The 21,969-nt window shown below is 35.4% G+C and carries 20 protein-coding genes; 4 read left to right on the forward strand and 16 right to left on the reverse strand.

Translation table 11 applies throughout. The features are described 5' to 3' along the window. Nucleotides 1-19 precede the first annotated feature (19 nt). The 10 genes from BOQ62_RS06025 to BOQ62_RS06070 form a co-directional block, all read right to left on the reverse strand. Nucleotides 20-1,324, reverse strand: a complete 1,305-nt coding sequence (locus BOQ62_RS06025; protein ID WP_129037930.1) for a hypothetical protein — start codon at nt 1,322-1,324, stop codon at nt 20-22. Nucleotides 1,325-1,829: 505 nt separating this feature from the next. After that, nucleotides 1,830-2,306, reverse strand: a complete 477-nt coding sequence (locus BOQ62_RS06030; protein ID WP_129037932.1) for a hypothetical protein — start codon at nt 2,304-2,306, stop codon at nt 1,830-1,832. Between the two features lie 562 nt (nt 2,307-2,868). Next, a complete protein-coding gene (locus BOQ62_RS06035) occupies nt 2,869-3,663 on the reverse strand; it encodes a GLPGLI family protein (protein WP_164976691.1) in 795 nt (264 codons plus the stop codon). Between the two features lie 218 nt (nt 3,664-3,881). Then, nucleotides 3,882-5,507 (reverse strand): chaperonin GroEL, encoded by a 1,626-nt coding sequence (gene groL / locus BOQ62_RS06040; protein ID WP_129037936.1) that lies wholly within the window; start codon nt 5,505-5,507, stop codon nt 3,882-3,884. 55 nt (nt 5,508-5,562) lie between these two features. Further along, the gene (locus BOQ62_RS06045; RefSeq protein ID WP_129037938.1) at nt 5,563-5,922 is read right to left on the reverse strand and encodes a four helix bundle protein; all 360 of its coding nucleotides are present in this window, start codon (nt 5,920-5,922) and stop codon (nt 5,563-5,565) included. Nucleotides 5,923-5,955: 33 nt separating this feature from the next. Next, entirely contained in the window at nt 5,956-6,234 is a 279-nt protein-coding gene (groES, locus tag BOQ62_RS06050) for a co-chaperone GroES (RefSeq protein WP_034696138.1), read from the reverse strand. Nucleotides 6,235-6,349: 115 nt separating this feature from the next. After that, nucleotides 6,350-7,141 carry a TerC family protein gene (locus BOQ62_RS06055; protein ID WP_129037940.1) on the reverse strand — a complete coding sequence of 264 codons (792 nt, stop codon included), beginning with the start codon at nt 7,139-7,141 and terminating at the stop codon, nt 6,350-6,352. Continuing rightward, a complete protein-coding gene (locus BOQ62_RS06060; protein ID WP_228413759.1) occupies nt 7,128-8,330 on the reverse strand; it encodes a cation:dicarboxylate symporter family transporter in 1,203 nt (400 codons plus the stop codon). Before BOQ62_RS06060 ends, BOQ62_RS06055 begins: the two co-directional genes overlap by 14 nt. Nucleotides 8,331-8,382: 52 nt before the next feature. Next, on the reverse strand, nt 8,383-9,669 hold the full coding sequence (locus BOQ62_RS06065; protein WP_129037944.1) for a CitMHS family transporter: 1,287 nt from the start codon (nt 9,667-9,669) through the stop codon (nt 8,383-8,385). A 24-nt stretch (nt 9,670-9,693) separates the two neighbouring features. After that, a complete protein-coding gene (locus tag BOQ62_RS06070; protein WP_262708307.1) occupies nt 9,694-10,302 on the reverse strand; it encodes a DUF2490 domain-containing protein in 609 nt (202 codons plus the stop codon). 382 nt (nt 10,303-10,684) lie between these two features. Here BOQ62_RS06070 and BOQ62_RS06075 point away from each other — a divergent pair, with 382 nt between their 5' ends. Both BOQ62_RS06075 and BOQ62_RS06080 read left to right on the forward strand, forming a co-directional pair. Then, on the forward strand, nt 10,685-11,653 hold the full coding sequence (locus BOQ62_RS06075) for a sensor histidine kinase (RefSeq protein ID WP_228413761.1): 969 nt from the start codon (nt 10,685-10,687) through the stop codon (nt 11,651-11,653). Continuing rightward, the gene (locus BOQ62_RS06080) at nt 11,646-12,344 is read left to right on the forward strand and encodes a LytR/AlgR family response regulator transcription factor (protein WP_129037950.1); all 699 of its coding nucleotides are present in this window, start codon (nt 11,646-11,648) and stop codon (nt 12,342-12,344) included. Before BOQ62_RS06075 ends, BOQ62_RS06080 begins: the two co-directional genes overlap by 8 nt. Nucleotides 12,345-12,397: 53 nt before the next feature. On the opposite strand, the gene BOQ62_RS23850 is transcribed toward BOQ62_RS06080, so the two are convergent. The 5 genes from BOQ62_RS23850 to BOQ62_RS06095 all read right to left on the reverse strand — a co-directional run bounded on the left by BOQ62_RS23850 (nt 12,398) and on the right by BOQ62_RS06095 (nt 16,877). Beyond that, nucleotides 12,398-12,532 carry a hypothetical protein gene (locus BOQ62_RS23850; protein WP_262484587.1) on the reverse strand — a complete coding sequence of 45 codons (135 nt, stop codon included), beginning with the start codon at nt 12,530-12,532 and terminating at the stop codon, nt 12,398-12,400. 238 nt (nt 12,533-12,770) lie between these two features. Beyond that, the gene (locus BOQ62_RS22395) at nt 12,771-12,908 is read right to left on the reverse strand and encodes a hypothetical protein (RefSeq protein ID WP_164976692.1); all 138 of its coding nucleotides are present in this window, start codon (nt 12,906-12,908) and stop codon (nt 12,771-12,773) included. A 155-nt stretch (nt 12,909-13,063) separates the two neighbouring features. Further along, the gene (locus BOQ62_RS06085; protein ID WP_129037952.1) at nt 13,064-13,786 is read right to left on the reverse strand and encodes a hypothetical protein; all 723 of its coding nucleotides are present in this window, start codon (nt 13,784-13,786) and stop codon (nt 13,064-13,066) included. A gap of 56 nt (nt 13,787-13,842) precedes the next feature. Next, nucleotides 13,843-16,230 (reverse strand): M1 family metallopeptidase, encoded by a 2,388-nt coding sequence (locus BOQ62_RS06090; protein WP_129037954.1) that lies wholly within the window; start codon nt 16,228-16,230, stop codon nt 13,843-13,845. 68 nt (nt 16,231-16,298) lie between these two features. Next, nucleotides 16,299-16,877: a HupE/UreJ family protein gene (locus tag BOQ62_RS06095; protein ID WP_129037956.1), complete on the reverse strand. Its 579-nt coding sequence runs from the start codon at nt 16,875-16,877 to the stop codon at nt 16,299-16,301. Nucleotides 16,878-17,007: 130 nt separating this feature from the next. Between BOQ62_RS06095 and BOQ62_RS06100 the strand changes: the two genes are divergently transcribed. Both BOQ62_RS06100 and BOQ62_RS06105 read left to right on the forward strand, forming a co-directional pair. Further along, nucleotides 17,008-20,226 (forward strand): S8/S53 family peptidase, encoded by a 3,219-nt coding sequence (locus BOQ62_RS06100; RefSeq protein ID WP_164976693.1) that lies wholly within the window; start codon nt 17,008-17,010, stop codon nt 20,224-20,226. An 81-nt stretch (nt 20,227-20,307) separates the two neighbouring features. Beyond that, the gene (locus tag BOQ62_RS06105) at nt 20,308-20,823 is read left to right on the forward strand and encodes a DUF6702 family protein (RefSeq protein ID WP_129037959.1); all 516 of its coding nucleotides are present in this window, start codon (nt 20,308-20,310) and stop codon (nt 20,821-20,823) included. 228 nt (nt 20,824-21,051) lie between these two features. Here BOQ62_RS06105 and BOQ62_RS06110 read toward each other — a convergent pair whose 3' ends face one another. After that, nucleotides 21,052-21,645, reverse strand: a complete 594-nt coding sequence (locus BOQ62_RS06110; RefSeq protein WP_129037961.1) for an ACP phosphodiesterase — start codon at nt 21,643-21,645, stop codon at nt 21,052-21,054. Between the last annotated feature and the right edge of the window lie 324 nt (nt 21,646-21,969).

Genomic DNA, 21,969 nt, shown 5'->3' on the forward strand with positions numbered 1-21,969 from the left:
ATACCATTATCTTTTACAATTATTTCCCATTCCTTGAAAGTTCCGGACTGTTCTTTTCATTAATGAAAATCTCGATAGGAAATTTTTTAACAATTTCTAGAAATTCCTTATCTTGGGGGGCATTGAAACTGAATTTTTCTTTATACTCTAACCAAATCCTTAAAAGAGTTGAGTCTACTGCATTTTGGAGAATTTCTCTAAATGATTGATATGAATGTTCATATAAACCCGCTCCTTGAAGTAATGATAGTGCTTTGTCCGTATCGACTGTGAATTTAGGTTTTTGTTTACCATCTAAATAATCGTAATTTATTAATTCAACTTTTAAATCTCCAATTGTTGGAAGATAACCAAATCCTTTAAAGGGAACAATATTATTCCAATTAATCATTTGTTTACTTATTTCACTATCTAGATAATTAAACCAATGTTGAGTAATATTGGCTGTATCATAATCATTACATTTTGCAACTACATCAATTCTTTCGTTGTCCACTCGAAAGGATTCTATTGAAAGATGTTTAGATTTATGATTTATTGTATCTATTGGAATTTTGCTTAATGTTCTTAACATAACTTCAGAAAACCTGTTATTATCTAAATCCAATAAGTCTCCTATTCTCAATAAACAAGCAATAAATCTAGGATGTGCATCTTCAACATCGATACCAACTTCGCAAAAGGGTAATTTCATTACATCATCAAAATCTTTTGTATGTGCCGAACAAATTTCTGCTAAAATTTTAAAAATTCTATTAGGAATTACACCTCTAGGTGTTGTTAAAGATAGCTCTGAAGTTGGATTCAAAATTATTTCTTTTGATCTTTCAGAATGTTTTCTTCTAAAGAATTCTGCTAAAATGAATTTTATTCCATCATGAAAATCTAAACTTAATTCATTATGTTTATATTTAATAGTCTTACCTTCAATATCAAATTTGATTGCAAATTCATACAATCCATTTTTAGGATCATCTTGTAAGCTTTTAAAAAAATCAATAAATTCATTGGAGTGTAAGGCTTCAATTAATTTTTCACTTGAAACCACCATTCCAATATCATGTGTATAACTAGCCTCTAAAATCAACCAAATATCTATAGCTGATAATTTTTCTATATTTTGAAAACCAATTACTCTTATTATGTTGTTAATTATTGTTTCCGAATGTGTTACATCGTGTAAGCTGTAATGAGGAAACAAATTAGAAACTGCATTTAAGGCAGTAGGAATAACTTTTTTATCATAATTCCATTGTGCAAATAGAATTTCGCTTTGCTTACCTTGTGTTTTTGTATATAATAAATTTTCAAGCTCTTTTATCATGGTTATAATTTCTTTAAAAATATAAAATTTAGGTTTATAAAAAAAGTAATAAAATTAGATTGAACATGGAGTTTTGAAGTGAATTTTATCCTTGTCTTTATGTTCTATTTAAATGAATTACAAATCACATTTAATTTACCTGCTGTGATCAAAAATGAGAGGTTGTTCGTATAATATGTATGTAGAAGATTTGACTTATTTCATAGTGTTTTAAGAATATCATTCCTAGTTGTGGACTTTTATGATTTAGATTAGTTATATTTTTATACCTTTCTAAATTAAGATTACTAACTCATATTCTATTATGGGAAACCATAAAATAAAAAACCGCCCTACAAAAGCAGAGCGGTTAGTATATTAATTTGCCTCGGTCGCTGACCGTTACATCATTCCTGGCATTCCACCACCCATTGGCATAGCTGGCTCAGCGCTCTTCACTTCAGTGATTACACATTCAGTTGTAAGAAGCATTCCAGATACAGAAGCTGCGTTTTCAAATCTACTTTCAATGTAAGATAATATCTTTTGTAAGAGTTATTGAACTTTTTCTAATAAAGTTTCCATTATGAGCATCATAATGGAAATAGTTGAGGATATTTCCTTTTTGATCATCATAAAAGCTTATTGTATATATCCATTTATTTGTTTTTGGGTCAATAGATATTTTAATGTCACAAAAATTATTGTCACTGAATAGATTCTTTTGATAACGGGTATTGAGCTTTGCTGCAATATCTCTTATGCTTATAAGTTTAATTTTCTTATTAATGAATTCTGGTCTGTCGTCATACAGAAGATCCATATCTTCCTCTTTTAATAATTTTCCCTGTGCGTTATATTCCTTCCAAATACCGGTAGGAAAATGTCTGCCTAAGTTTTCTTGTTTATAATTTAATTGTAAGTTTTTAAAATAAGAATATATAGACCAATAGGAACCTTTGGTTATTTGTAAAAAGCCTTCTCCTTTTTTACTGTAGCTCATGATAACGTTTGTTCCATCCTTCCTATCATAAAAAATACTCTCTTCCTGCACTGTCTGTGATGTATTTTTTCAGGGTGGGCAATTAAAGAATCTCTGATTCTCTTGTATGTAATGGTATCAAATTTATTTTCGTTTTTAAAAGGAAAATACTGAGAATGAAAAGGATTGTATATCAAGAAAAGAATAAAGATTAATATACTTTTTATCATGAATAGTTTTATAGTAAAAATACAAAAAAACGCTCTACAAAAAGTAGAACGGGTAGTATATTAATTTGCCACTCCGCTACTACGTGAACTCTGCCTTTTTATTTTAACCTTACTTACAGGTTCCAAAATATCTTTTTTACGGTTCTAAACCCCTCCGAAGCTGTATAAAACTCCTCTGTTGGGGTTCACCAACCGGAAATTTGGTGTTGCAAGCCTATCAACCGAACCTGAAGACCCCAAAGGAGTATCTCGGAACGCCAAAATAGTATTTCAAGACCTCGGTCGAGATATCTGAAACCTCAAAGGATGGGTTTAGGAGACATATTTTGCAAATGCGATGTTTGCAGAAATATTTATTTGTATTTTATTTTGTGATTTAATTCAATGGGATTATTTTCTTGTAAAATATCATTTTGCATTTCTTTATTCTTTATTGAAATATCCATAATATTACCTTTCGGGTCGGTAAATGTAACTGTTTTTCCCATTAATAATTTTGCATTTACATCATATGGATCATTAAAATGTGATTTTGCAAGTGTTTCATATTTTTTCCAATCAATTTTTATTGCTTTTGTGCGTGCGTCAAAAATATTCCCGCCTTTTTTGACTTCTATCAAATTAAATGAATATTCATTGTTTGAATCTTGAATAGAAACAATCAACCCAGGTAAACCATTGAAAATATATGGTCCATCTGCAAAAGGTAATTCTGTAGTAAACCAGGCAATCCAGTTTCTTCCTCCATAATTTGTTTCTGCTTTTTGAGATTTATATTTTCCAATTATTTTTTGTTCGGAAGTTATTTTCCAATTTAATATTTCGTCAATTGGAAGAAGATAATCTGTTCCCAAATAAGTTATTACTTTTTCAATTTTTTTTTGACTTAGATTCTTTTTGACATAGAATTGATTTTCAACACCCATTTTATACCTTCCGTTTCCATTATTCAACTTTATTGAATCTGATTTTTTGTCTTGCGAATCTCTAAAAATTGAAGTATTATTTTTTATATCCAAAATCATATTCTCGGAAAAAACATCATCTGGTTTTTCTGAATTCAGTTTGTATTTTGTTTCGTAAATAAAACTTATTTTTTGCGAGAAGCAAAATGTAGAAATTCCAAGAAAAAATATAATAAATTTCATTTGTGACGAGTGTTTGTTTAAAATTTCTGGTAACATCCAAATTTACGCATTGCACCAATATGCAATGTATAAAATTGCGATAGTGCTGTTTGGATTATCTATATTATCTAAAATCTAAATATACTATTTTTCTTCACAGAAAACCATAATGCAAAACAAAAAACCGCCCTACAAAAAGTAGAACGGTTAGTATATTAATTTGCCTCGGTCGCTGACCGTTACATCATTCCTGGCATTCCACCACCCATTGGCATAGCTGGTTCAGCGCTCTTCACTTCAGTGATAACACATTCTGTTGTAAGAAGCATTCCAGATACAGAAGCTGCGTTTTCAAGGGCAACTCTTGTTACTTTAGTTGGGTCAATGATACCTGCTTCAAGCATTTGAACATACTCGTCAGTTTTCGCATTGTATCCGAAGTCTCCTGATCCTTCTGCTACTTTAGCAACAATTACAGAACCTTCACCACCTGCGTTGGCAACGATTTGTCTTAATGGCTCTTCGATCGCTCTTTTCACGATTTTGATCCCTGTGTTTTCGTCAGCGTTAGCGCCAGAAAGGTTGTCTAGAGATTTAATTGCTCTTACTAAAGCAACACCACCACCTGCAACGATACCTTCTTCTACAGCAGCTCTTGTAGCGTGTAGAGCATCATCTACTCTGTCTTTTTTCTCTTTCATTTCTACTTCAGAAGCAGCACCTACGTAAAGTACAGCAACACCACCAGCTAACTTAGCTAGTCTTTCCTGAAGTTTTTCTCTGTCGTAGTCAGAAGTTGTAGTTTCCATCTGAGCTTTGATCTGAGCTACTCTTCCTTTGATTTTCGCTTCGTCACCACCACCGTTTACAACTGTAGTATTGTCTTTGTCAATTGTTACCTTCTCAGCTGTTCCAAGCATATCTAAAGAGATGTTTTCCATTGTGAAACCTTGCTCTTCAGAGATCACTTGTCCACCTGTAAGGATCGCGATATCTTCTAACATTGCTTTTCTTCTGTCTCCGAATCCTGGAGCTTTTACAGCAGCAATTTTAAGAGAACCTCTTAGTTTGTTCACTACCAAAGTAGCTAAAGCTTCACCTTCAACTTCTTCAGAGATAATTAATAGAGACTTACCACCTTGTGCAATTGGCTCAAGAACCGGAAGTAATTCTTTCATTGAAGAAATTTTCTTCTCTACTAAAAGGATGTATGGGTTTTCAAGTTCAGCTAACATTTTCTCAGGGTTAGTCACGAAGTAAGGTGACTGGTAACCTCTGTCGAACTGCATACCTTCTACAACATCTACCGTTGTATCGATACCTTTAGCTTCTTCTACAGTGATTACACCTTCTTTACCAACTTTTCCGAAAGCTTCAGCGATTAAAGCACCGATTGTTTCATCGTTGTTAGCAGATACAGAAGCTACTTGCTTTACTTTATCTGTAGAATCTCCCACAGCCTGAGACTGTGCTTTTAAGTTTTCAACAACAGCAGTTACTGCTTTGTCGATTCCTCTTTTAAGATCCATTGGGTTAGCACCAGCCGCTACATTCTTAAGACCTTCTCTTACGATAGCCTGTGCCAATACAGTAGCAGTAGTAGTACCGTCTCCTGCAATATCATTAGTTTTGGAAGCCACTTCTTTTACCATTTGCGCTCCCATATTTTCTACTCTGTCTTCAAGTTCGATTTCTTTTGCAACAGACACACCATCCTTAGTTACGTGTGGAGCACCGAAAGATTTTTCAATAACTACGTTTCTCCCTTTAGGACCTAAAGTTACTTTTACTGCATTAGCCAATGCATCTACTCCTCTCTTTAGAGCGTCTCTTGATTCAATATCGAATTTTATTTCTTTTGCCATAATTTTAAGCTTTGGGCTATAGGCTTTAAGCAATAAGCTTTTTTACCTTTAGCAATTAATTATTATTTAATAATTTTTTTCTGAGTTGTATAAGTTTTTGTCTGATTAAATTCAGGGTCACATTAATTGTTGCTATTTTATCTTCAGAAGTAAATCCCAAATCACAAGATAGTAAGAGAAGATATTCAGTTTCGTTTGTTGAACCTATACTTATTTCTAAAAATCTTGCGAATTCTTTGTCTGTAGATCTTCCACAACCTTCTGCGATATTGGTAGGAATAGAAACTGCTGCTCTTCTTATTTGAGAAGTAAGGCCAAAAAGTTCAGATTTAGGAAAATTTTCAGAAATAATATAAATTTCTTTTACCAGTTTATGAGAAATTTTCCAGATATCATATTTTTTGTAGTCTCTCATTGCCTACTGCTTATAGCTTAATGCTTACTGCTTTTACCCAATAATTCCTAATAAATCAGCTTCTCTTACGATTAAGTAATCTTTACCTTCCAACTTCAATTCAGCACCTGAATATTTTCCATAAAGAACTTTGTCACCTACCTGAACAGTTGTAGGCTCATCCTTTTTACCAGGACCTACTGCTACTACAGTACCTTCTTGCGGCTTTTCCTTTGCAGTGTCCGGGATAATAATTCCTGAAGCTGTTTTAGTTTCTGCAGCGATAGGCTCTACTAGAACTCTGTCTGCTAATGGTTTAAAGTTTACTGACATAATATGTTTATTTATTAATTATTTCTGCATTGTATTTCTCTAAATGTATGCCACGAGACGTCGGTGGCTGAAATGGCAGACTTTTGTTTCCGAATGTGAAAATTTGGCAGAAAAATTATTTTTTGCGGGCTGGAAATCCGAAAAGATAACTGGTAGCTACAGGTACTACAAATAGCAGAACGGTAATGGCGGAAACTAAAATTTCCATGGTGTGACTGGCTAAAAATTGAGCGAATGCCGCAGCAGGGTAGAAGTGCTCATATAATGACAAGCTTAGTTTAATTCCTAAAATAGCAATGACAGCAAAAGCGGCAGTTTCCAGGAAAGGAAATATCTGCATCAGGCGGACAAACCACTGGGCGATAAATCTCATGGCCAAAATCCCTATAAATACCCCAAGTGTAATCAGAAGTAAGTTATCTGAAAAAGCCACGGCAGCAAAAACATTATCTATGGAAAAAGCAAGATCCATTACTTCTACAATAGCAACCGTTGCCCAAAATTGTCCCAGCAGTCCGATAGAGTTTTTATACAGCCAGCTGGATTCTTTGTCAGGGTTTTCCTCGTCATTTTCTTCATCATTTGTGTTTTTTATTTTTTTGATGAACCAGTCAAAGGAAATATAGAGCAGGTACAACCCTCCCAGCGGTTTTAACCACCAAACGGAAATCAGTACAGATGCAAAAATAAGAGCGAGTCCGCGGAACACATAAGCTCCAAGGATTCCATATTTCAGTGCTTTTTTTCTTTGATGTTCGGGTAGATCCATGACGATGGTAGCCAGTACTGCTGCATTGTCTACAGAAAGAAGGCTTTCGATAAGGATAAGATTGCCGATAATAGCAATGGATTTTGCAGGGTTTTCTAAGATGTCATTGAAGAGGTGTGTAAAATCAGGAAATATCATTTTTTAAGGGAATAGTATTTTGGTTAAGTTTTGAAATAATGGCAGCAGAAACTGAAATGCCTATGAAATTGGTAACTGATCTGGCTTCGTTCATAAAGCGGTCTATGCTGTATAAAAGCGCAAGATCTGTGGTGGGGATTTTTCCAAACCTGCTTAGGGTAAACATCAGTGCAAGGAAGCCTGATCCGGGAACTCCGGAAGCGGTTTTGGAAGCAATGGAAATTGTTATAAAAAGCCAGAAATAATCCATTGGCGTAAGAGAAATATTGTAAAGCTGAACGAGGAAAATACATGAAATGGAAAGATAAATGCATGCTCCCGCCAGATTAAAATTGTATCCAAGAGGAATAATAAGGCGAAGTATTTTGCGGTCATAGCCTTGTGATTCCATTTTATCAAAGATCATTGGAAATGCAGTCTTTGAAGAGGAAGTTGCTACCACAAGAATGATTTCTTCTTTGATGCTGATTAAAAAATCCCAAAGGTTAATTTTGAAATAAGCCGTTACAACACCTAATATTCCGAAGATGAAAAATACACAGGTGAGATATACTGTGGCAACAATCTTACTTAATGGCAGCAAAGTATTAATTCCGTATACAGAAATTCCGTAGGCGATATTAGAGAAAATGACGATTGGAAGAAACAGGTAAACATATTTGATAAGTTTGAAAAACAAATTTCTTCCCGCATCTAAAGCTTTAAAGATATTATTTCTCTTCTTTGAAAGACCAATCACGACTCCCGCAGAAATTGAGATTAAAAGAAAAAGGACATAGTTGCTGATGTGTAGTGGGTTTGAAGCCTTTATTAAAAATCTTTCAGGGAGTTCTTTATGAGAAGAAATAATAATTCCTGTATTGGCACCCGGTTTTAAAAGAAGACCGGATCCGATCCCCAATAAAATACTGATGGAGGTAATGAGTAAAAAATACAGAACCATCTGGCTTACAATTTTAAAAGCATTTTTGGTACTGAAAATATAGCTTACTCCATAGGTGACTGCAATGAAAATAACGGGAATAATCAAAACCTCAAGAAGCGTGAAAAAATAACTGCTTACCGTTTCCAGATGTTTACTGACTTCCGGAAAATAATAACCGGTCAATGCTCCACAGATAATTGCCGTGAATACATAAAGCGTAAGGTTTCTTAGATAAGAGTCGGTAAATGTTTTTTGTTTAGCCATTTTCATCATTCACTTTTTATAAGTTAAGATTACAAAATTCAAAGATATAACCTTATATAATACCAAGAACCAATGCACTCAGCAACATGACGATTGATGATCCGATAGCCCATTTTAAGGTGAATTTCAGATGGTCAGAGAATTCAACCCCTGCCAGTGAAACCAACAGATAAGTAGAAGGTACCAAAGGACTTAATAAGTGAGAAGCCTGCCCTACAAGACTGGCACGTCCCAAAATATCAGGAGGAATATTCAGCTGGCTGCCTGTAGCTGTAATCACAGGTAATATTCCAAAATAGTAGGCATCATTGGTCAGGAAAAACGTAAGCGGTACACTGAATACTGCGGTGATGACATTCAGATAGCCGCCCCAGGTTTTAGGAACAATATTAATGATGCTGTTTCCCATAGCACTCATAATTCCGGTACCATTCAGGATTCCTGTGAAAATTCCTGCACCGAAGATCATTCCGGCTACAGACAAGGCATTTCCTGCATGTTTTGAAATGATTTTCTGCTGGTCTTTCAGTTTTGGGTAATTAATCAGAGAAGCGATACAGAAGGCAATCATAAAGGCAATTCCCAAAGGAATAATGTCCAGAATCATAACGCAAAGAAGGATAATTGTTAGGATCAAATTGACAATAATAAGTTTCGGACGTCTTAATGCAGGATCATCTTCACCGGCAATATCCTGTCCGCTGTATTTGGTATATTTTCCATGTTTGCTTATTCTTTTTTTCTCCCTTACTCCCAGAATATAGGCCACAAAAAATACCCAGACCAGCCCGATCAGCATAACCGGAATCATAGGAACAAATATTTCAGTATGCCCTAGTTTAAGAGAACTCATTACTCTGGCGGTAGGACCTCCCCACGGTAGAATATTCATAATACCACCTGCTAGCATAATAATACAGGTTAAAACTAAAGGGTTCATGCCCTGTTTTTTATAAAGCGGGAGTAATGCTGCCACCACAATAATGTAAGTGGAAGAGCCATCGCCGTCTAAAGAAACCAAAGTGGTGAGAAGGGCAGTTCCAATGGTTGTTTTTACAGGATTATCTCCTACAGCCTTTAGTATCACATTCACAAGAGGCTCGAAAAGCCCGGTATCAATCATCAGACTGAAATACAGGATAGCAAAAATCAGCATAACCCCCGTAAGTGCTATTTCTTTTACACCATCTTTCATCATTTTCCCCAGGTCAGGCCCGAATCCTGCTACTACAGCGATAAGGACTGGCACAAGGACTAAAGCGGTAAGCGGAGTCATCTTTTTGTTCATGATGAGAATCATGAAGATGAAAATCATTAAAAAACCAAGAAATGTAAGCATAGTTTTGTGTAAATATTAATGAGGTTATTGTTGTTTCTTTTTTCTCCAGTCAAAACTGTTTCTGAAACCTATAAACCCATAATTACTTGTTTTTTTGGTTTCCAGCTGATTGATGAAGGCAAGCTCCAAGGCAGAGTTTTTCCCTAGTTTTATTCCAAGGCCTGCGGTAATACGATTGCTGTCGAAAGGTTCTAACTTGTCAACATTCATTCTTATTTCATTTTTAAGAATCCCGTAGAGCTTTTCTTTTTCACCTTTTTTATTGAATGGAATTCTGACAGAGATCAGATAACGGATTCTTACCTCGAATTCATCAGGATTGCTGATAAATCGTTCTTCCACTCTAAGACGGTTGGAGATCGATGTTCTCCCGATAAAATATTCGGCAGTTACCTGTTGAAAAGGTCTTTTTTCATATCTTATCTTTTTAGAATCGTCAGCATTATAAGATTCAAGGACTAAAAACATAGCTCCTGCAGCAGGTCTTATATTTTCTGCCACTTCATAATCTACATAAGCGTTTACCAGAAAAAGTCTTGTGTCGTAAGCCAGGTCAAAGGAACGGTATTGGGTAAGCGCAGTTAAAGTACTTTTATCAGTTAACTTTGCCGACATCAGGTACTGAAACCACATATTATAGTTGTCTTTACTCTGGCTACGTAAAAGACCAGTTATCAAGCAAAATGATAAAATAAGCGTTAATTGTATATTAAGTTTCATGTAATATTTGATTAATATTGCGGTTTCTCAAATATATTTATTCGGGAGAGCGGGCTTGAATTTTTTCAATCAATGACAGTTTTTCTCAACGAACTGCATTTTGAGACAAAAAGATATTATATTTGATGCGTTTCAAAATAAGGTATGGACTATGTTTTTAATCATTAATTTTATAATTATATTATTGATTATCAGGATTTTATTTAGTGGTAAAATTCTGGAAAGCCTTATGAAGTACCGTTGGAAGTTTCTGTTGAGGTTTCAGCATATATTTTTCCTTTTTATCTTCATTTTGATGACTTATTTCACCGAAAACTACTTCCTGGATTCAACCCAGCTGGTGATAAGCATTATTTTGAATACCATTTTCAACATTGGAATTTATTATCTGGTGTACTATTATCTTGTTCCAAGATTCTACCTGGCCAATAAGTATCCGGAGTTTATTCTCTATGCTTTAATCTGTTTTTTGGTTTCCAGCCTTTTCAGAATTTTGTGGGAACCTGCGGTTTTTCAGATAGACTTCAGTGAAAAGGGCTACCACGTCGGTTTTCTGTATAATGTGTACATTTCGCAGGGAATAATAATCCTTGTAGGTTCTTTTTTGGGAATTACCAAAGACAAATTTTTAATAGAGCAGGATGTGATCAGTCTTGGAGAAGAGAAAGATCAGCTTTATCTTGATTTGCTGAAGTCTAAACTGAATCCTCACTTTTTGCTGAATACCCTTAATAACATCTATGCGAACAGTTTTACCCATTCAGAGAAAACATCGGATTCTATTTTGCAGCTGAGTAAACTTCTGAAATATATTATTTATGACAGCGGAAAAGAAAAAGTGACTGTTTCCCAGGAATTTTCTTCCCTGAAAGCGCTTGCTGCTTTATACCAGCTTAAATATAATAATCAGCTTGATATTGTGATGGATATTGAAGATCAGGAAGAATTTGATATTGCTGAAATTCCGTCTGCTATATTGCTTACCTTATTTGAAAATGCTCTAAAACATTCGGCAATAGGGGAAGATCCTCAAGGTTTTATAAAACTTTTCTGTAAAATTGAGCGGTCTGAACTCTATTTTGAAATTATTAATTCCGTTGGGAAAGAGAGAATCCATGAGGTGGAATCCAATTATCACGGGTTGGGTAATGAAGCAATTATTCATATATTGGAAAAATTTTATCAGGATCAGTATGAATTTTATTCCGGACCGAAAGAAAAAGATCACTATAAAATTGCTTTAACAATTACTATCAATGGCTAATCTGACTATCGTCAATGTAGATGATGAATATCCTGCATTACAGCTTGTAAAACAATATTGTGATCAGCTTGAAGAAGTTGAATTACTGGCTTCATTTCAGAAACCGGAAGAAGCACTGGCTTTTTTGAAAGCAAATAAAGTAGATCTGGTTGTTTTTGATATCAATATGCCCGGGATCAATGGAGTAGAGCTTTTGCAGCAGCTTCCTGATCCACCGCTGTGTATTTTTCTTACCTTGGAAACCAAATATGCAGTGAAAGCATTTGAACTGGATGTTGTTCATTATCTTATCAAGCCTGTAGATTTTGATACGTTTAAAAAAGCAGTCCATAAAGCAAGAGATTTTGTTCAGTTTAAAAGTTCGGCCAACAATCAGCAGGAGGAAGACTACATTATGTTCAAATCCAATTATGTGATGAATAAAGTTTTTCTTAAAGATATTCTATGGATACAGGGATTCGGTGAATATATTGTTTTGATGACACCTTTGAAAAAGTATATGATTTTGGAGAGAATGTCCAATTTTGAAGAAAAATTTCAACATTTTGGGTTTATCAGAATTCACAAGTCTTATATTGTATTATCGGAACATATCAATTCCTATAACTCCGGTCATGTTTTTTTGAAAAACGGAGAAGAACTTCCGCTGGGAAGAACCTATAAAAAGAATTTAAAAGAACATTTAGGGTAAAAAATAAAGCCGGAAATTTCCGGCTTATTCAAAATTGTTATCATGCGATTGAACTATGGGCAATATTGTCCGGGTCCAATCCACAGGATACATTGTCCTTTGTAATTGTACTCACAGCAAAAGCGTCCTGCGGCTCCGCCATTGATTGTTTTCTGAGCATCTCTGCTTAATAATTTAGCGTTTTTCATAGTTAGAAATATTTTGATTGGTACGTTCCTGAGCATTTAAAGTCAATCAGGATTTTGACATTTGGTGTAAAAGAAGTGAATCAAAGATACTATTTTTCTTTATTGTGTGATATATTTTATGGATGTTTTTTGAAATAAAATTTTGATTATCAGATTGTAAAGAAAATAAAAATGAAAAAACAAACAGAGAAAGCCGGAAACTTCCGGCTTTACTCAAAATTATTATCAGATCATCAAACTAAGGACAGTTATATCCCGGACCGATCCATAAAATACATTTTCCGTTGTCATCGCGTTCGCAGCATACAAGTCTGGCAGCAATTCCGCCATTGACCACTTTTTGAGCATCTCTGCTTAGTAATTTGGCATTTTTCATAAGTAATATTTTGATTGGTACGTTCCTGAACATTTAAAGTCAATCAGGTTTTTGACATTTGGTGTTTATGGTGATTCAAATATAAAGCTTTTTAAGTCAGTTTGTTATGTTTTTTGTAGACGAAAATAAGATGTTGGTGTTTGGGTTTCAGTAATTTATGGAGCTGTTTCTAAATACATTTTTCTTCCTGCCATTTCTATATCCTGCTTTACAGTTTTTCTTGTTGTGGCATCAATATAATAGGTTACTGTGGTTGCTTTGTTACTGATGTCATCATTGGTTTTTACTGCCCAGACCGACTTTCCTTTATATTCTGTCTTTTGAGTATCCAGAATGTAGGCTTTCATCATACCTTTTTTCTCAGATTTGGGGTTATAATCGAAAATAGAAATCTCGGCAGTATAATGTTCTTTCAAAGGAAGATATCTGATCAGCATAGCATAACTGCTGCTGTCGAAATAATGATCTGCAGGAATTTCGATTATATCTTTTTTCTGAGATTTCTTATCAAGATAATATCCTGTGACCTTATCTTTTTCAGATTTGAGAACCATGTCTCTCATTGAATTGTAAGAAGAGTGGTAGACTGGGCTGAAATTGGAAGTTTTTACAAGAGTAGAATCCGTCCATTGAGCATCTGGAGCCTGCTTCATTTTTACCATTGTTTTGATAAGAAGATCTTCTTTGTTCAGCTTTTTGATCTCAGTAATAATGCTTCCAATCTCTATTTTTGTACCTGCATTTTCAGCAAACCATACCGCTTCAGAAGTTTCATCCTGGATAAGTTTTGAGTTGAGCCCGGAATTTTCAGGAGTAAGTAGCTTTTGGGAAAAAAAATTAGCACTACTTAGTATTAAAAGGAAAAGAATAGTTTTCATGATCTTTTTAATAATAAGTAGTGCTGTAGTTGTTAAAAGTTACAACCTTTTGGTTTTTAACTCTTTCCGGCGGCCTGCATCGGGTTAACCTTTCCGGTGGAGCCTCCTCTTACAGAACCTGCCTCTTGCTTTTGCTTAAAGAGCTGGAATTTTGAAGTTTGAGCACCAGATCCGGTACTTGTCCATAAGTTATTGGTTGTATCAATATCAGCAGTTTCTCTCATAGGATCAAGCTGAATAGATTTTACTTTTTTATCAAAATAATAGGTTTTGGAAACCTTTTGCTCGTTCAGTCTCCAGATTTGTGCAGCAGATTTGTCGTATAATTTTGAACCGTCTTCAAAAGTGAATTCAAGGATGATAGGCATTACCAATCCGCCTTTGTTCACAAAATCAATCTGATATCCTGTAATATTCCTGAACTTTTCTTTATCCTTGGCATCTAAAGGAACACCTGCTTCTGTTTTAATGGTGTATTCCTTATTATTATCAACCTTTTCCTGACCTCTGTCATATCTGTAATAGAAATCCTGAGCATCCTTATCACCGTCAACATAGAATTTGATATTCTTGTCTTCTCTGTTTCTGATTTTGGAAAGATCTTCAAAATTGTTTACCAAAGGCTTTTCAACCTGATATTTTACTTCGGCAGCAGCTTTTGGATCTGTGTCAAGATTAGGAACAGCTACTGTTACCTTATCAATTGCAATATCTACAGGATCTGTTCCGTAGAACCATCCTCTCCAGAACCAATCAAGGTCTTCACCACTTGCATCTTCCATTGTACGGAATAAATCTGCAGGTTCAGGATGTTTGAATGCCCATCTTTTAGCATAGGTTTTAAAAGCTTTATCAAAAAGTTCTCTCCCCATGATCGTTTCACGAAGAATATTCAGTCCTGTAGCAGGTTTTGAATAGGCATTCGGACCATATTGAACAATATTCTCAGAGTTACTCATGATAGGCTCCAGCTGGTCTTTCGGCAGTTTCATATAATCTACAATCGTCCATGCCGGTCCTCTTTTGGATGGGAATTTATTATCCCATTTCTCTTCCGTAAGATATTCTGTAAACGTGTTTAAACCTTCGTCCATCCATGCCCATTGTCTTTCATCAGAATTAATGATCATAGGGAAGAAATTGTGGCCAACCTCGTGGATGATTACCCCGATCATTCCGTTTTTGGTTCCTTCAGAATAGGTTCCGTCTTTCTCCGTTCTTCCGAAATTGAAACAGATCATAGGATATTCCATTCCGTTGGAAGCCTCTACAGACTGCGCTACAGGATATGGATAAGGAATGGTAAATTCCGAATAGGTTTTGATCGTATGAGCAACGGCTTTTGTGGAAAACTTTCTGTAAAGTCCATAAGATTCTTTTGGATAGAAACTCATCGCCATTACCTTATTGTTATTTTCAGGAATGGTTACACGCATTCCGTCCCAAACAAACTTTCTGGAAGAAGTCCATGCAAAATCACGAACATCTTTTGCTTCAAAAACCCATGTTTTTCTTTGTTTTGAATGATTTTTCTCCGCTTTTTTAGCTTCATCCAACGTTACAATCTCTATAGGTTCAGCTGCATTTTCAGCCTTTTTATATCTTGATAGCTGATCAGAGGTCAATACCTGATCATAGTTTTTACATTCTCCGGTTCCTCCTACGATATGATCAGCAGGAACATTCATAGAAACTTTAAAGTCTCCGAAAACCAAAGCAAATTCACCTCTTCCGGTAAACTGATGGTTTTGCCATCCCTGGAAATCACTATATACGCACATTCTTGGATACCATTGTGCCATCGTATACAGGTCATTGCCGTCTTCAGGGAAATTTTCATAGCCTCCACGGCCTCCCATTTTCATTCTGTTGGAAATATTGTAGTTCCAGTCTACCTTGAAAACAAATTTTTCCCCCTTTTTCAAAACTTTAGGAAGATCAATACGCATCATCGTTTTATTGACTGTATATTTCAGAGGATTACCTGAAGCATCAGTTACTTTTTCAAGACTTACTCCATACCCATTATCTTTCACAGGAAGCTCAGAAACTTTAAGCTGCTGATCTGTAGTAGAAGGCCGAATTACAGATGAAGCATCGTATCCGGCATTTCTGATGCTTGAATGTTCGTTTTCATCAAGCTGCAGCCAGATATAATCCAGTTCATCCGGAGAATTGTTGTAGTAAGTAACGGTTTCCGAACCTTTCAGATTTCTTTTATCTTCATCCAGAAAAGCAGAAATGTTATAATCGGCTCTGTTTTGCCAGTATCCGTGTCCCGGAGCTCCCGAAGCCGTTCTGTAAATGTTGGGTGTGGGTAGAATAGTTCCCAGCTGCTCAAACCTGTTGCCATGATTGCTGCCTGGGTTATTCTGAATATTTTGTGCGGTGAAACCTGTATATGCAAATACAGAAAGTGAAAGTATAACAACTTTTAGTTTCATATCCGAAAATGATTGATTAATGATCAAAGATAGGAATAAGCTGTTGAAATAATATCAATATTTAACTTTTAAAAAGGAATTCTTTCCAAAGTCATTTTTAAAGAAAGTGCAAATACTCCGGAAGAGACAAAAAGAATCCAGTCTTTCTTATTTACTTTAAAAAGATTGAGAAGGATAAACAGGATGATCAAAATGGCAAAAACAATTACAATTTGCCCAAGTTCTAATCCTATATTGAAGCCTATCAATGGTAATGCAATATTCTGACTTTTCGCAATCATTACTCTTGCCGTGTTGGCGAATCCCATTCCATGAACAAGCCCGAAGATGAGAGCAAGGTAGTAATTGGCCCGCATCAGAGTCTGCTTTTGATTTTTCATCATAATATTATCCAAAGAAGTCACAACAATAGTCAGGGGAATTAAAAATTCAACCCAATCAGAAGGAACCCTGAAGACGTCAAGAATACTTAAAGCTAATGTGATGGAATGTCCAATTGTAAATGCAGTAACAAGAATTAGTATTTTTTTCCAGTCATTGTAAGAATAAACAGCAATCAAAGCCAGTACAAACAGCTGATGATCTAAGGCATCCAGTGAGATAATATGTTCCCATCCGAGGTGTAAATAAAAAAGAAAATCCTGCATTTTGAATATTTTGTTAAAGTGTTGTTGATTTTGTTATTGTTTTTATGTTTTTCTCTTAATAATTATCAATATGGTGAATTATTTTAATTTAAAATAAAAATTGTATAATTGTATATCTAAAAAAATGAAAATGGATATTAAAAAATTATTCTTTACAAAAGTACACATTTCGCCCGGAGGAACGAAGCTTCTGCGAAATGCTACTGTAGCCTTTTTGGGATTGTATTCCTATACTTTTTATGGACAAGTACAGAAATTAGATTCCCGATTTGATATTTTATTGAAAAATAAGGAGAGCATTGCCAATGGAAGAGCTGTAAAAGAATTGGAACGCCCCGATATGAAACTTGATCAACATTTGGTGGTGACTTCAAAAGGAGCACAAACCATGTATTCATGTATTATTTATACTAAAGAGCCGGAAAAACTGAAAGCTGATGGTTTTCTGGTACAAAGTCAGTTACCTACTTTTTCTACTGCATTAGTTTCCATTGAAGATATTGAAAGACTGATGACGCTTCCCTATGTGACTTCAGTAGCTGCTCCTGCATTCGATGAACTTCATAATGATGTGAGTAGAGCTCAATCCGGAGCAAGTCTTCTGCAGGATGGTGTTTTTAATAACACAGCATATAACGGGACGGGCGTATTAGTAGGGATTTATGACAGTGGAATAGACTGGAAGCATCCGGACTTCAGAAAAGCCGATGACCAGACAAAAAGCAGAATTGTTTCCATCTGGGATCAGACACTAACGGCACAATTTGGAGAGACTACTCCTACAGGATTTTCAACAGGAGTAGAATATACAAGAGCACAGATTGAAGATGAGCTGGACGGAACACCTACAGGTTACGTTCGTGAAAATGATACCAATGGACATGGAACCCATGTTTCCGGTACTGCTGCAGGAAATGGTTCCGGTTTTACAGATAAAAGACATAAAGGATTCTCATCGGATGCAGATATTGTCTTTGTAAAAGGAGGAAACGGATCTTTTCCTACAACAAATACCATTAATGCTTTGACCTACTTTAAAAATGTAGCAACAGCTCTTAATAAACCTATTGTTGTCAATATGAGTATTGGAGGGCAGGGGAGTGCTCATGACGGAACTTCCAGCCATGAAGTAGCAGTGAATGATTTTACCACTTCGGGAGCGGGAAGAGTAGTTGTTATTTCTGCAGGTAATGATTATGGAGCTAACCTCCATAGAAAATTTGATATAGCAGCCAATGCATCACAGACCTATACTTTTACAGTAGCAAGCAATACTTCTGCAGCATCCGTATTTTCATTTATTATGTATGCTAATGATAATTCTCCTGTTACAGCCAAGCTAACAACTCCTGATGGACAGGTTTATACCCAAAATATAAGTACTACTACGGCCCATAGTATATTAGGAGGTGGTCTTACTGCTACTATGTATAACTATTGGGGAAATGATAATAACAAAAGATATGTTCAGCTGATAGTAACCAGAACTTCAGGAACTACGAATGTCCAGGGTAATTATACATTAGAAATTACCAACAATGGTACACAGCAGATTACCACCCATGGATGGTTATATAGCCAGGGAGTGGCAACAACATTACAAAACGGAGATAATGAATATATTGTGGGATCTCCAGGAAATGCTTCGAACGCTATTACAGTAGCATCCTATATGGGAAGAGCCAGCTGGTATAGCGGTACAAGCGGTTATTTTACACTTACTCCTCAGGAATCTATCTCTTCATTCAGTTCACAGGGACCAAGAGTGGATGGTGTTCAAAAACCGGAGATCGCAGGTTCTGGTCAGAATGTAATCTCTTCCAGATCAGCTGATTCAGCTCCCGCTGCGACAGATATTATTGCAGGAACTACTTATTATGTGAAAAATCAAGGGACTAGTATGTCTTCACCAGGAGTTGCAGGAGCGGTAGGACTATTGCTTCAGGCCAATCCTACATTGACTGCAGCGCAGGTGAAATCACGTCTTACAGCTAACGCAAGAATGGATGGAGCAACCGGAGCTGTTCCTAATATGAGATGGGGATATGGTAAACTGGATATTTATAAAGCCGTTACGGATGAATTAGGGTGTGTAAAATCTAATTTTGAAACAATAGGCTATGATGAACCTTATATTATTGCGAATACAGAATCTAATTATTACTTTGATAATATAGCTCTTGCAGTAAGATATACCCCGACATTAACAGGGAAATTGGGTGGTTTTTCATTTTTAACAGGAACTTCGATCCCTTCAGATATCCCGGTTGATATTCAAATCAGAAAAGTGAATTCCAGTGGAAATCCAGGAGATATTATTGCCACTAAAACCATTACTTCATGGCTTAATAGTACTCAGAAATTTACTTGGAATTATGTGAACCTTTCCGATCTGAATGTACAAATGGTAACCGGAAAAGAATTTTATATTGTCGTAAATGGCTTAGGAGGAAGAATTGCGATGAAAGCTGAAAATGCTGTAGTAAACAACAGATCAAAGACTTCTACAGACGGTACCACATGGACATCCAGAACATTTGATCTTAAAATGAGAGCTACTGTATATGAAAATGTTGCTGAAGTAAAGAATTTAGCCACTTCCAATCAAACAAAAGCAAGCACGGTAGCGAATGGAAACAATTATTTCACCAATGCCTGCCAGCTTATTGCAAGAGTTGAAAAAGAAACGGCAAGTACAGTAACAGGAAATGTGACTTCAAAAGTATGGGTGGACAATGCGCAACCCAACTATGTAGCAAGAAGATATGAAATCAATTCAGATGTAAACACAACTACAGCTACCGGAAAAGTAACTTTATATTTCAAGCAGGCTGATTTTGATGCTTATAATCTGACAAGTGGTGTGAAGTTGCCTACTTCACCTACAGATGTTGCCAATAAAGCCAATCTTCTTATTGAAAAGTATACTGGAACAAGTACAACAGGTACTACAGCTTCTTTTGGAGGATCTGCAACAATTATTACTCCTGATATCGCAGATATTATCTGGAATGATACCTACCAGTACTGGGAAGTAAGCTTCCAGGCAACAGGTTTTGGCGGATATTTTGTTAAAACAGGTACCACATTAGGAACAGCTGATGTTAAGATGAATTCAGAAGTAAATATCACCCCGAATCCTGCAAAAGATTTTGTCAATGTAAGATTAGGAAGACATTCCAAAGGTGCAGTAACCATTTATGATGTTTCAGGAAAATTAGTGAAAACTGTAAATGTAGATGCTAATTCAGGTAGAATTAATGTTTCGGAACTTGTAAAAGGAACTTATCTGTTTACCATTGTACTGGAGGATGGCACAAAAATTACGAAAAAAGTAATTAAAGAATAAGACTTCATTATCAAATTCAAATAGTAAAGCAGCAGTTTTTATAACTGCTGCTTTTTTTATATTTGCTGTAAAATAAAATTCATGTCACGTAAGTTTTTTTGGAGTTTTCTTTTATTATTAATGATGGTTTTTCAGAGTTTTACGAGCAGTGAAGCTTTTCATCCTTACCATGTTGGCTCTGTAGAAATTAATTATAACTCGAAATCCAGAACATTTGAAGTGACGGGAAGATTCTTCCTTGATGACATGGAAAATGGTTTAGGAAAAAAATATGGAGGAGCTTTTCATTTTAATGATGAAAAATATAAGGTGAAATTGAATGATGCATTACAGAAATACTGTTCAGAATATTTCAAACTAAAAGCCGATAACAAATTTTTGAAGGTTAATTATATTGGCTACGAAGAAGATCAGGAATCTGTAAACGTCTTCATGGAATCTGAACCTGCAGCCACTCCTAAAAAAGTAGAAACCGCAGTAAGTTTTCTGTATAACCTTTTTGATGATCAGATCAATATCGTTCATATTATTGTGAACGGACAAAGAAACAGTGAAAAACTTACTTATCCTAACCGTTATCTTTATAAACAGTTTTAAACATATTATAAAGCTCTAATGGTAAGTAGCATTACGATTCGGTTTAGATTATTTAAATTTGACGCAAAGGTTTAATATATTGTATTATGCTTTTAAGGGAGCAAAGGTAGAATCAACTTTAAACGTACAAATATTCATACAGCTTAGTCAACGACTTTGTCGCTTCCTTAGCCCACTTCTGATAAGCTATTTTAATATCAGCTTTGCGTTTTAAACAATTCTGAAATATTAATTTTCCAGCTGAATCAACGTATTAATTCCTTTTGCATGAGCCAGCAGATCAGGGAAAAAGTCATCATAACATTGCTGAAGATAATCTTTGTTCTTTAAAAAAGCTTCAAAAACAGGAATATCTTTATCCAGATACTTTGCTTTATTCAACACATTCTGAATACTGAATTTAATGCCCCAGTCTTCGCGGTAATTATAAAGCCAGTCATCATGCTCCATTTTAACAAGCATTTTTTTGAAATTTTCCGGCAGCCACTGCTCATTGGCATTTAAAACACGATAAACCTTAAGAGAGTGAGCTTTCCATTCTGTAAGAGTGTTTAAAGAAAGATCATTAGCTACAAAATAATCCATAGAAACATCCACAAAAGCACCAGCATACAATCTTACTAAAGGAGCATATACTTTTTTGGCTTCATGTATAGCAGGGTGAGAATCTGTAAACGTATCAATAGCCCTGTGAAGGGTAATTCCGTCCTGAATATCTTTCGGGAAAGAGAAACGATCTCTGTTGCGGATAAAATCTTCAAGAAATTGTCCCACGATCTGTCCGTCGGTAAAAGAAAGAAAGGAATGCGCCAGATAATTCATAACTTAAAGATATGAATTAAATGTGGATGGTGAAAGGTGAATAGTGAATTCGCTTTGCTAGTGAATTTCTTATCTGACATCCCAATTGACCATTGACTACGCTGCAAAATTGACCATTCACAATCCTACCAATATTGAATTCGCTTCGCTAGTGAATTTTCTGTCTACACATCAATTGACCATTGACTTGCGAAGCAAAATTGACCATTCACAATCCTACCAATATTGAATTCGCTTTGCTAGTGAATTTTCTGTCTACACATCAATTGACTATTGACTGCGAAGCAAAAATTGACCAATTCACCGAACTTCGACCAATTAATC

It is taken from the genome of Chryseobacterium sp. CH21 (assembly GCF_004119445.1).
Taxonomy (GTDB): Bacteria; Bacteroidota; Bacteroidia; order Flavobacteriales; family Weeksellaceae; genus Chryseobacterium.

Coding starts and splice junctions, on each gene's coding strand:
- BOQ62_RS06090 (WP_129037954.1), bottom strand. CDS start 16,230: ATGAAACTAAAAGTTGTTATACTTTCACTTTCTGTATTTGCATATACA.
- BOQ62_RS06080 (WP_129037950.1), top strand. CDS start 11,646: ATGGCTAATCTGACTATCGTCAATGTAGATGATGAATATCCTGCATTA.
- BOQ62_RS06075 (WP_228413761.1), top strand. CDS start 10,685: ATGACTTATTTCACCGAAAACTACTTCCTGGATTCAACCCAGCTGGTG.
- BOQ62_RS06110 (WP_129037961.1), bottom strand. CDS start 21,645: ATGAATTATCTGGCGCATTCCTTTCTTTCTTTTACCGACGGACAGATC.
- groL (WP_129037936.1), bottom strand. CDS start 5,507: ATGGCAAAAGAAATAAAATTCGATATTGAATCAAGAGACGCTCTAAAG.
- BOQ62_RS06025 (WP_129037930.1), bottom strand. CDS start 1,324: ATGATAAAAGAGCTTGAAAATTTATTATATACAAAAACACAAGGTAAG.
- BOQ62_RS06045 (WP_129037938.1), bottom strand. CDS start 5,922: ATGAGAGACTACAAAAAATATGATATCTGGAAAATTTCTCATAAACTG.
- BOQ62_RS06095 (WP_129037956.1), bottom strand. CDS start 16,877: ATGCAGGATTTTCTTTTTTATTTACACCTCGGATGGGAACATATTATC.
- BOQ62_RS06105 (WP_129037959.1), top strand. CDS start 20,308: ATGTCACGTAAGTTTTTTTGGAGTTTTCTTTTATTATTAATGATGGTT.
- groES (WP_034696138.1), bottom strand. CDS start 6,234: ATGTCAGTAAACTTTAAACCATTAGCAGACAGAGTTCTAGTAGAGCCT.
- BOQ62_RS06030 (WP_129037932.1), bottom strand. CDS start 2,306: ATGAGCTACAGTAAAAAAGGAGAAGGCTTTTTACAAATAACCAAAGGT.
- BOQ62_RS06070 (WP_262708307.1), bottom strand. CDS start 10,302: ATGTGGTTTCAGTACCTGATGTCGGCAAAGTTAACTGATAAAAGTACT.
- BOQ62_RS06065 (WP_129037944.1), bottom strand. CDS start 9,669: ATGCTTACATTTCTTGGTTTTTTAATGATTTTCATCTTCATGATTCTC.
- BOQ62_RS23850 (WP_262484587.1), bottom strand. CDS start 12,532: ATGAAAAACGCTAAATTATTAAGCAGAGATGCTCAGAAAACAATCAAT.
- BOQ62_RS06085 (WP_129037952.1), bottom strand. CDS start 13,786: ATGAAAACTATTCTTTTCCTTTTAATACTAAGTAGTGCTAATTTTTTT.
- BOQ62_RS06100 (WP_164976693.1), top strand. CDS start 17,008: ATGGATATTAAAAAATTATTCTTTACAAAAGTACACATTTCGCCCGGA.
- BOQ62_RS06060 (WP_228413759.1), bottom strand. CDS start 8,330: ATGGCTAAACAAAAAACATTTACCGACTCTTATCTAAGAAACCTTACG.
- BOQ62_RS06055 (WP_129037940.1), bottom strand. CDS start 7,141: ATGATATTTCCTGATTTTACACACCTCTTCAATGACATCTTAGAAAAC.
- BOQ62_RS22395 (WP_164976692.1), bottom strand. CDS start 12,908: ATGAAAAATGCCAAATTACTAAGCAGAGATGCTCAAAAAGTGGTCAAT.
- BOQ62_RS06035 (WP_164976691.1), bottom strand. CDS start 3,663: ATGAAATTTATTATATTTTTTCTTGGAATTTCTACATTTTGCTTCTCG.